General features: G+C 63.0%; 6 protein-coding genes. 3 read left to right on the top strand and 3 right to left on the bottom strand.

Annotation, left to right across the window (positions count from 1 at the left end):
- Positions 1–78: 78 nt before the first annotated feature.
- The 3 genes from ACW9I6_RS28560 to ACW9I6_RS28550 all read right to left on the bottom strand — a co-directional run bounded on the left by ACW9I6_RS28560 (position 79) and on the right by ACW9I6_RS28550 (position 4,888).
- On the bottom strand, positions 79–783 hold the full coding sequence (locus ACW9I6_RS28560; RefSeq protein WP_003209324.1) for an SPOR domain-containing protein: 705 nt from the start codon (positions 781–783) through the stop codon (positions 79–81).
- Position 784: 1 nt separating this feature from the next.
- Entirely contained in the window at positions 785–2,521 is a 1,737-nt protein-coding gene (gene argS / locus ACW9I6_RS28555; RefSeq protein ID WP_003209327.1) for an arginine--tRNA ligase, read from the bottom strand.
- 147 nt (positions 2,522–2,668) lie between these two features.
- Complete coding sequence (locus ACW9I6_RS28550; RefSeq protein ID WP_178902867.1) at positions 2,669–4,888, bottom strand: primosomal protein N'; 2,220 nt, start codon at positions 4,886–4,888, stop codon at positions 2,669–2,671.
- Between the two features lie 297 nt (positions 4,889–5,185).
- Between ACW9I6_RS28550 and rpmE the strand changes: the two genes are divergently transcribed.
- The 3 genes from rpmE (at position 5,186) to ACW9I6_RS28535 (ending at position 7,696) form a co-directional block, all read left to right on the top strand.
- Positions 5,186–5,416, top strand: a complete 231-nt coding sequence (gene rpmE / locus ACW9I6_RS28545) for a 50S ribosomal protein L31 (RefSeq protein WP_003209330.1) — start codon at positions 5,186–5,188, stop codon at positions 5,414–5,416.
- Between the two features lie 41 nt (positions 5,417–5,457).
- Positions 5,458–6,246, top strand: coding sequence for a thermonuclease family protein (locus ACW9I6_RS28540; protein WP_457340097.1), 789 nt, complete (start codon positions 5,458–5,460; stop codon positions 6,244–6,246).
- Between the two features lie 181 nt (positions 6,247–6,427).
- Positions 6,428–7,696 carry a malic enzyme-like NAD(P)-binding protein gene (locus ACW9I6_RS28535; protein ID WP_003209334.1) on the top strand — a complete coding sequence of 423 codons (1,269 nt, stop codon included), beginning with the start codon at positions 6,428–6,430 and terminating at the stop codon, positions 7,694–7,696.
- Positions 7,697–7,859 lie beyond the last annotated feature (163 nt).

The raw sequence follows: 7,859 nt of genomic DNA, 5'->3' as shown, positions 1-7,859 counted from the left end.
AGTCACCTAAAATATTGACTGATCTACCGCATTCGCGAGCAAGCCCGCTCCCACATTAACCCGATGCTGTTTCCGGAATCAGCGGCTCTGGCGTTGTTGTAACAACAGGTTGCTAAACCCTGCACCCGCCAGTTGCTTCTGCGCCACGGTCAGCTGTTCACGGTTGCTGAACGGCCCTACCAGCACGCGATACCAGGTCGCATCCTTAACCGTCCCGGACTCCACCGTCACCGCCTGCCCCAGCAAAATAATCTGCGCGCGCACACGGTCCGCATCCGCCTGTTTCGGGAACGAGCCCGCCTGCAGGAAGAACTTGGTCACGGGCGCGGCCTTGGTGGTGGCGACCGGCGGCGGTGGCGGCGGGGTAATCCCGGCCAGCGCAGCCTGGGCCCGGGCCGTGTCGATCTTCGCTGCTTCCGCCGGGGTAACCGGCGTAGTCGGCACCGGCTGCGGCGTCGGCAGGGTTTTCTCCGGCACGGCGTCCGGCGGCACGATCACTTCCGATTCCGGCAGCAGCGTGTAGAAGTCGTATTTCGGCTTCACCGGCGCAGTCGGGCTAGGCGGTGTCTTGTTCGCCTCGGCCATTTTCGTGGCCTTCTGCTGTTCTTGCTTGACCCGTTTGACGTCATCGCCCTTGCCCGGGTCGAGCTTCATCAGGAACACCACAAACGCGCCGACCGTCAGGCCGATGGCCATCCACAACCAGCCCGGAATAGGCTTCTTCGCCGGTGCCTGGTAGCGGCTGGCGCCGCGCTTGGGTGCAGGTTTTTTCTTGGCAGCCAACTTACATACGCTCCAGAGTTTCCAGGCCCAACAATTCCAGGCCTTGCTTGAGGGTCCGTCCTGCCAGTGCGGCGAGGCGCAGGCGGCTCTGCTTTTGGGCTTCGTCGTCTGCGGTCAGGATCGGGCAGTTCTCGTAGAAGCTGGAGAACAAACCGGCGACTTCGTACAAATAGGTGCAGAGGATGTGCGGTGTGCCTTTTTCGCCGACGCTGTTCAGCACTTCGCCGAATTGCGCCAGTTTGGCGGCCAGTTCCTGCTCGTGTGGCGCCTCAAGGTTGATCTGGCCTTCGACTTCGCTGAAGTCCTTGCCGAGCTTGCGGAACACACCGGCCACCCGCGTGTAGGCATACAGCAGGTACGGCGCGGTGTTGCCTTCGAAGTTGAGCATCAATTCGAAGTTGAAGCTGTAGTCGCTAGTGCGGTGCTTGGACAGGTCGGCGTATTTCACCGCGCCAATCCCCACGACGCGGGCGATGTTGCGCAGGTCGGCTTCGGCCAGCTCCGGGTTCTTTTCCTTCACCAGGTTGTAGGCGCGGTCCTGGGCTTCGTTCAGCAGGTCGATCAGCTTCACGGTGCCGCCGTCACGGGTCTTGAACGGGCGGCCATCGGCGCCGTTCATGGTGCCGAAGCCCATGTGTTCCATCTGCATCGGGTGGGTCACGAAACCGGCGCGGCGCGCCACTTCGAACACTTGCTGGAAGTGCAGGGCCTGGCGCTGGTCAACGAAATACAGGGCACGGTCGGCTTTCAGCACGCCGCTGCGGTAGCGCACGGCGGCGAGGTCGGTGGTGGCGTAGAGGTAGCCGCCATCAGCCTTGACGATGATCACCGGCAGCGGGTCGCCGTCGGCGGTCTTGAATTCTTCGAGGAACACGCACTGCGCGCCGTTGCTTTCAACCAGCAGGCCCTTGGCCTTGAGGTCGTTGACCACGTTGATCAGGTCGTCGTTGTAGGCGCTTTCGCCCATCACGTCGGCCATGGTCAATTTGACGTTGAGCAGCTCGTAGATTTCCTGGCAGTGGGACAGCGAGATCTCGCGGAAGCGGCCCCACAGTTCCAGGCATTCGGCATCGCCGGCTTGCAGCTTGACCACCAGGCCACGTGCGCGGTCGGCGAATTCTTCGGATTCGTCGAAACGCTTCTTGGCGGCGCGGTAGAAGTTCTCCAGGTCCGACAGCTCGTTGCTGGTGATCGGGTTTTCCTGCAGATAGGCCATCAGCATGCCGAACTGGGTACCCCAGTCGCCCACGTGGTTCTGGCGGATCACGTCATCGCCGAGGAACTCCAGGACCCGCGCCACGCCGTCACCGATGATGGTGGAGCGCAGGTGGCCCACGTGCATTTCCTTGGCCAGGTTCGGTGCCGACAGGTCGATGGCCACGCGCTGTGCCGGGCCGGCCTTGCGCACGCCGATTTTCGCGTCGGCCAGGGCCGCGTCCAGGCGCGAAGCCAGGGCCTGGGTGTTCTGGAAGAAGTTGATGAAGCCTGGGCCGGCGATTTCAGCCTTGGTCACCTGCGGGTCGGCCGGCAGCGCGGCGATGATTTTTTCTGCCAGGTCGCGCGGCTTCAGGCCGGCCGGCTTGGCCAGCATCATCGCGATGTTGCTGGCGAAATCACCGTGGGTCTTGTCGCGGGTATTTTCCACCTGGATCGCCGGCGTCAGGCCTTCAGGCAACACACCTTCGTTGACGAGTTGGGTGAGGGCTTGTTGGATCAGCTGGCGAATGGTGTCTTTCATGGTGTTCTCTTTCGACCGCAAGCGGTGGCGCGCGATGCGCAGGTGGAAAAACTGGGCATTATCCGTGGCGAGGGCGGGCTTGCCAACCTTCGCGGGACCTCGACGGACGATTAACCTGTGGCGAGCAAGCTCCCTCGCCACAGGGGGTTAGTACAAATCTACCGGGTCTACGTCCAGCGACCATCTCACCTGGCGACCACTGGGCATTTGCTCCAGCGCAAGTAACCAGCTGCTTAATAAACGATGCAGCGGCGCGCGGGCACTGGCTTGCAAGAGTAGCTGGGCGCGGTAGCGCCCGGCGCGGCGTTCCATCGGTGCTGGCACCGGGCCCAATAGCTCGATGCCGGTCAGACCCAGTTCCCCCAGCAAACGTTCAGCCTCGCTGCACGCTTCATCCAGGAAACCTTCGGCCTGCCCCGGCTTGTGCGCTTCGGCCCGCAGCAGCGCCAGATGCGCAAACGGTGGCAGACCTGCCGAGCGTCGCTCGCTCAAGGCCTGTTCGGCGAAGGCAAAGTAGCCTTGTTCTGTCAGTTGAATCAGCAGCGGGTGGTCGGCCAGGTGCGTCTGGATGATCACCTTGCCCGGCTCTTCGGCCCGCCCGGCCCGGCCTGCGACCTGCACGATCAACTGCGCCATGCGCTCGCTGGCGCGAAAATCCCCGGAGAACAGCCCGCCGTCGGCATCCAGGATCGACACCAGGGTCACCCGTGGGAAGTGATGCCCTTTGGCAAGCATCTGCGTGCCCACCAGAATGCACGGCTGGCCCTTCTGGATCGTGGCGAACAACTGATTCATCGCGTCCTTGCGCGAGGTGCTGTCGCGGTCGACCCGCAGCACCGGGTAATCCGGGAACAGGATGCCCAGTCGTTCTTCGGCGCGCTCGGTGCCCGCACCCACCGGTCGCAAGTCGACTTTGCCGCACTGCGGGCAGTGCCGCGGCACCCGTTCCACATGGCCGCAGTGATGGCAGCGCAACTCGCCGGAGCGCTGGTGCACGGTCATTCGCGCATCGCAGCGATTGCACTCGGACATCCAGCCGCAGTCGTGGCACAGCAGCGTCGGCGCAAAACCCCGGCGGTTGAGGAACACCAGCACTTGCTGGCCCGCCGCGAGGGTTTGCCCGATGGCTTGCTGCATCGGCCCGGAAATGCCGCTGTCCAGCGGGCGACTTTTAACGTCCAGGCGCAGGAAGCGTGGCTGCTTGGCGCCGCCGGCCCGCTCATTGAGACGCAGCAGGCCGTAGCGCCCGGTGTAGGCGTTGTGCAGGCTTTCCAGGGAAGGCGTGGCCGAGCCCAGCACAATCGGGATGTTTTCCTGGCGGGCACGCACCAGCGCCAGGTCGCGGGCGTGGTAGCGCAGGCCTTCCTGCTGTTTATAGGAGCCGTCGTGTTCTTCGTCGATGATGATCAGCCCGGGATTTTTCATCGGGGTGAACAGCGCCGAACGGGTGCCGATAATAATGTCGGCCTCGCCGTCCCGGGCGGCGAGCCAGGATTCCAGGCGCTCGCGGTCGTTGACCGCCGAGTGCACCAGGGCGATGCGCGCGTTGAAACGCTGCTCGAAACGCGCCAGGGTTTGCGGGCCGAGGTTGATCTCGGGGATCAGCACCAGTGCCTGTTTGCCGGCTTCGAGGGTTTCGCGGATCAGTTGCAAATAGACTTCGGTCTTGCCGCTGCCGGTGACGCCCGCCAGCAGGAACGCGTGGAAGCTGTCGAAGCCGGCGCGAATTGCCTCGTAGGCGGCGCGTTGTTCGGGGTTGAGCGGCAATTCCGGCTGAGCCAGCCAGTGTTCGTGGCGCTCGCCGGGGGCGTGCTTGCGGATTTCCACCTGCACCAGGCCCTTGGCCAGCAGCAAGTCCAGGCTGTCCTTGCTCAGCATCAGCTTGCTTAAAAGCTGATGGGCGACGCCGTGGGGATGCTGGGCCAGGGTTGCCAGGGCTTCACGCTGGCGCGGGGCGCGGGCGATGCGCGGGTCGTCCATGCGCGCCCCCGGGACCATCGACCAGAAACGCTCCTGGCGCGCCTCGGCCAGTTCGCCCTGGCGCAACAGCACCGGCAGCGCCCAGCTCAAGGTGTCGCCGAGGCTGTGCTGGTAATACTGCGAGGTCCACAGGCACAGCTTGAACAGCGCAGGCGGCAGCGGCGGCGTGCTGTCGAGGATGGCCACGGCCGGCTTGAGCTTCTCGGCGGACACTTCGCTGTGATCGGCGACCTCCACCAGGATGCCGATCATCTCCCGCCGGCCAAACGGTACCCGTACGCGCATGCCGGGCTGCAACTGCGACCGCAATACGCCGGCAGGGGCCCGATAATCGAACAGGCGGCGCAGGGGCGAGGGCAGGGCGAGGCGCAAAATGGCGTCGGGCACGCGGGGGTTCTCATATGACGGGCGGCGAAGAAGGGCGGGAGCCTAGCAGACCAGCGGTGGATGTGGGAGCCGGGCTTGCCCGCGATAGTATCGACACGGTGCACCTGAGGCACCGCAGCGCCTGCATCGCGGGCAAGCCCGGCTCCCACAGGGCCTTGTGTATGCCGCGCTTTTCTGATGAAAGGGGCCGTTGTGCTTCTTGCGCGTTTAAAAAGGTCTGGTAGAATCCGCGGCCTAATTACGTGCGGTATTCAACAATAGTGTTGATTGGCGGCACGCTAGCCTGAGGAATACACCATGAAAGCCGATATCCATCCAAACTATGTTGCCATCGACGTTACCTGCAGCTGCGGTAACAAGTTCGAAACCCGTTCGACTTTCGGCAAAGCTCTGCCAATCGACGTGTGCAACGAGTGCCACCCGTTCTACACCGGTAAGCAGAAGACTCTGGATGTTGGCGGCCGTGTTGACCGCTTCAAGACCCGCTTCGGTGCTTTCGGCGCTAAAGCTGCTCCTAAAGCCGAGTAAGGCTGGTCCGCTTGGATGGCCTGTATGGCTTGTCCTCGCTGATGAAAAAGGCGTCCCTTGTGGGCGCCTTTTTTGTGTCTGCGATTTGGCTGGCGCCCGCCCAGGCCGAGGTGTTCTGCCCGGCGCCCGGCGATGTCGCGACCTTCGACGTGCAGCGGGTAGTGGATGGCGACACCGTGCGCCTCAAGGATGGCCGCAGCATACGCATGATCGGCGTCAATGCCCCGGAAACCGGCAAGCAGGGGCGCACTGACGAGCCCTTCGCCGTGGCCGCTCGCGAGCGCCTGCAAAGTCTTGTGGGCGCGAGCGGTGGGCGCGTTGGCGTGGTGCCCGGACGGGAGAGCAAGGACCGTTACGGCCGCACCCTGGCCCATCTCTACGGTGCCAATGGAGCAAATCTGGAAGCGCAGTTGCTCGCCGAAGGCCTTGGCTTCCAGGTGGCGGTCGCGCCGAATGTGGAACTGGTGGCCTGCCAGCAAGCCGCCGAACGCAGCGCCCGGCAGGCCCGGCTGGGGGTGTGGCGCCAGTCACCGGTGGTCGATGCGGCGAAGATCCGGCGCTCGGGCTTTGCGGTGGTCAGCGGTCAGGTGAACAAAATCGAACGCAATCGCGGCGGAGTCTGGATTGAGTTGCAGGGCTCACTGGTACTGCGCATTGCACCCAATCTGGTGGGCCGATTCGACAGTGCACTGTTGAAGGGTTTGCAGGGCCAGTCCATCGAAGCCCGCGGCTGGGTGCTGGACCGCTCCCGACGCGGCGGCCTGGAAAAGGGCCAGGCACGCTGGCTGTTGCCACTGACCGATCCCGGCATGCTCGAGCAGGCGCCGTAAGAAAAAATTGTAGACATTTTTCAGGTCGATTGTGAACAGTTGAGCCCTTGTATCCCGTGGCTCTTGGCCAAAAGTCGTAGGGCAGGGCCCTTGACACCTGTGACTGCCCAGTCTTGTGGGGACTTTGCGACACGCGTATCCTCGGCGGTCCGTCGACCAACAGTAAAAGCGGAATGCCGATATGTCTGATTTGAAAACTGCCGCTCTCGAATATCATGCCCATCCTCGTCCAGGAAAGCTGAGTGTAGAGCTCACCAAGGCCACTGCCACCGCCCGCGACCTGTCGCTGGCCTACAGCCCTGGCGTTGCCGAGCCCGTACGTGAAATCGCCCGCGATCCTGAACTGGCCTACAAGTACACCGGCAAAGGCAACCTGGTTGCAGTGATCTCTGATGGCACCGCGATCCTCGGCCTGGGTAACCTCGGCCCATTGGCTTCCAAGCCAGTCATGGAAGGTAAGGGCGTGCTGTTCAAGCGCTTCGCCGGCATTGACGTATTCGATATCGAAGTCGATTCCGAGAGCCCGCAGGCTTTCATCGACACCGTAAAGCGCATCTCCATCACCTTCGGTGGCATCAACCTGGAAGACATCAAGGCACCTGAGTGCTTCGAGATCGAAAAGGCCCTGATCGAACAGTGCGACATCCCGGTATTCCACGATGACCAGCACGGCACCGCGATCGTTACCGCGGCCGGCATGATCAACGCCCTGGAAATCGCCGGCAAAACCCTTGGCGAAGCCAAGATCGTTTGCCTGGGCGCCGGCGCCGCGGCCATCTCCTGCATGAAGTTGCTGGTGAGCATGGGCGCCAAGCTGGAAAACATCTACATGGTCGACAGCAAGGGCGTTGTGCAGTCCGAGCGTACCGACCTGAACCAGTACAAGGCGATGTTCGCGCATCCGTCCTCCAAGCGTACCCTGGCTGACGCCCTGGACGGTGCAGACGTGTTCGTTGGCCTGTCCGGCCCGAACCTGCTGAGCGCCGAAGGCCTCAAGTCCATGGCGGCCAACCCGATCGTGTTCGCGTGCTCCAACCCGGATCCGGAAATCTCCCCGGAGCTGGCCCACGCCACCCGTAGCGACGTGATCATGGCCACCGGCCGTTCGGACTACCCGAACCAGGTCAACAACGTACTGGGCTTCCCGTTCATCTTCCGTGGTGCCCTGGACGTTCGCGCCAAGCGCATCAACGAAGAGATGAAAGTCGCGGCCGCCAACGCCCTGCGCGAACTGGCCAAACTGCCGGTTCCTCAGGAAGTGTGCGACGCCTACGGCGGCATCAAGCTGGAATTCGGTCGTGAGTACATCATCCCGAAACCAATGGATAAGCGCCTGATCACCCTGATCTCCGATGCCGTGGCCAAAGCCGCAATCGAGACGGGTGTGGCCACCCTGCCGTATCCGAAGAACTACCCGCTGCAAAGCGTGGATGATGTGTTCAACGGCTAAGCCGTTGTAGTGCACCACCAAAAAGCCCCGGCTCTTGCGAGTCGGGGCTTTTTTTGTGGCTGGCAATTGGCTCGAGCCTGGCGGTGATCCAACTGTGGGAGCGGGCTTGCTCGCGAAGACGGTGTGTCAGTCGGCCCATCCGAGCCTGATACCCCGCTTTCGC

The organism is Pseudomonas sp. SDO5522_S412 (genome assembly GCF_054071215.1).
The sequence above is the reverse complement of the archived record's forward strand: the minus strand, read 5'-3'. Positions and strand labels throughout refer to the sequence as shown.

Coding starts and splice junctions, on each gene's coding strand:
- argS (WP_003209327.1), bottom strand. CDS start 2,521: ATGAAAGACACCATTCGCCAGCTGATCCAACAAGCCCTCACCCAACTC.
- rpmE (WP_003209330.1), top strand. CDS start 5,186: ATGAAAGCCGATATCCATCCAAACTATGTTGCCATCGACGTTACCTGC.
- ACW9I6_RS28540 (WP_457340097.1), top strand. CDS start 5,458: ATGAAAAAGGCGTCCCTTGTGGGCGCCTTTTTTGTGTCTGCGATTTGG.
- ACW9I6_RS28535 (WP_003209334.1), top strand. CDS start 6,428: ATGTCTGATTTGAAAACTGCCGCTCTCGAATATCATGCCCATCCTCGT.